Raw genomic sequence first — 1,601 nt, 5'->3', positions numbered from 1 at the left:
AGGGCACGGGGTCCACCTCCAGCTCGCGGGCGATGAGCAGCGTCACCGGGGCCAGCAGCAGCACGGTGGTCACGTTGTCCAGCAGCGCCGAGGCCACGGCCGTGACGATGGAGAAGATGACCATGACGCGGAAGGGGTCGCCCTTGGCGACTTTGGCGCTCTTGATGGCCACGTACTGGAACACCCCGGTCTTGGTCATGATGTTCACCATGACCATCATGGAAATGAGCAGGAAGATGACGTTCCAGTCCACGCCCAGGTCGATGTCGTGCAGCGCGTCGTGCTGCGTGAGCACCTTGGTGAGCAGCGTGAGCGCCGCCCCGGCCATGGCCACCTTGGTCTTGTGGACCTTCTCCGAAACGATCACCGCGTAGGCGGTGAAGAAAATGCCGACTGCCACCCAGAACATAGGGAGCTCCATGGTCAGGCGTTCCGGCGCGGCGCGCCGAGGATGTCGATGAACCTGGTGAGGACGGCCTTGCGCGTCACCTCGCCCACACTGCGGCCTTGGTCGTCCAGCACGGGCAGGGCGTTGATCTCGCGCTCCTTGAAGAGGGCCTCGGCCTCCAGGAAGTGGGAGTCCTCCGCGAGGGCGGCGCAGCCCGAAGTCATGAGTTCGCGGGCCGTGAGGGCGCGGTTCTCCTCCAGGGCGCGGCGGATGAAGGCCTCCTCGTCGCCCAGGGCCTTGGCCAGGTTGGCGTCCACGTAGAAGGGCAGCATGGCCTTGAGCACGTCGTAGCTGGAGATGACCCCCAGAAGTTTCCCGTGGGAGTCCACCACATGGAGCAGGCGCGAGGGCATGTCGCGCATGGCGCGCAGCACCTGCTCGAAGCTCTCCTCGGGCGCGATGCGGTGGATGCGGGTGTTCATGATGGATGCTATCTTCATGGTTTTCCTTGGAATGGTGTGATAATTGTTCCGGCAGCCTCCCCGTCCGGGCGGTTGGAGCCCTGCCGCGGGAGACGGCAAAGCAGCATGTCGCGCCCGTCCGGCGAAACCTTGAGGGCCACCGGGTCGCCGCCCGGGAGCACTCCCACGGCTTCGTACCATACGCAGGCCCGGCCGTGCATGCGCCGGATGGTCCCCGGCAGCAGGCGCAGGGCGGGGACGCAGGCCTCAATCCCCGAGAGCACCTCGCGGGGCGCTTCCAGAAGGTTGCCCCGGGCGTCCAGCGCCAGGGCCTCTCCGTCGGCGTGAACCATCATCGAGAGGCTCTGCCCGTCGGGAAGGAAGCCGCTGACACGGTAGCGCACGGAGTGGGTGCCGTCCATCTCCACGCCCACCCGGCGGATGTGGATGCCGGGCGACTTGCGCATGGCGGCCTGTCGCACCTCCCGGGGCACGTCGCGAGGGGGCAGTTCGGCCGCGTTTCCTCCGGAGGGAGGGGCGAAGGCCCGCGCCGCCAGAAGGGCCAGCGAGGCCAGCGCCAGGTAGAGCAGGGCTTCCATTGCGTGTCCGGATGGGCGGATGGCGACGCCGCCGTCGGCCGGACATGCGTCCGGCCGGCCGGCGGGCGGCGTTTGTTCCTATTTCTTGGGGATGGCCCAGTCGGGCATGACGGAGAGGTCCACGCCCCAGACCAAGGGCATGAGGTAGTAGAC

3 protein-coding genes are annotated in these 1,601 nt (G+C 67.5%); all 3 read right to left on the bottom strand.

Features of this window, described 5'->3' with window-relative positions:
* Positions 1-421: ArsB/NhaD family transporter (locus NNJEOMEG_RS20170; RefSeq protein ID WP_235957053.1), on the bottom strand; the 421-nt coding region annotated here is incomplete at its 3' end.
* A gap of 2 nt (positions 422-423) precedes the next feature.
* Entirely contained in the window at positions 424-888 is a 465-nt protein-coding gene (locus NNJEOMEG_RS20165) for a CBS domain-containing protein (RefSeq protein ID WP_173087273.1), read from the bottom strand.
* Positions 885-1,448, bottom strand: coding sequence for a hypothetical protein (locus NNJEOMEG_RS20160; RefSeq protein WP_173087272.1), 564 nt, complete (start codon positions 1,446-1,448; stop codon positions 885-887). The genes NNJEOMEG_RS20165 and NNJEOMEG_RS20160 overlap by 4 nt, the downstream gene beginning before the upstream one ends.
* Positions 1,449-1,601 lie beyond the last annotated feature (153 nt).

This window comes from Fundidesulfovibrio magnetotacticus, assembly GCF_013019105.1.
Classification (GTDB): Bacteria; Desulfobacterota; Desulfovibrionia; order Desulfovibrionales; family Desulfovibrionaceae; genus Fundidesulfovibrio; species Fundidesulfovibrio magnetotacticus.
This window is presented reverse-complemented; position numbering and strand designations above follow the sequence as displayed.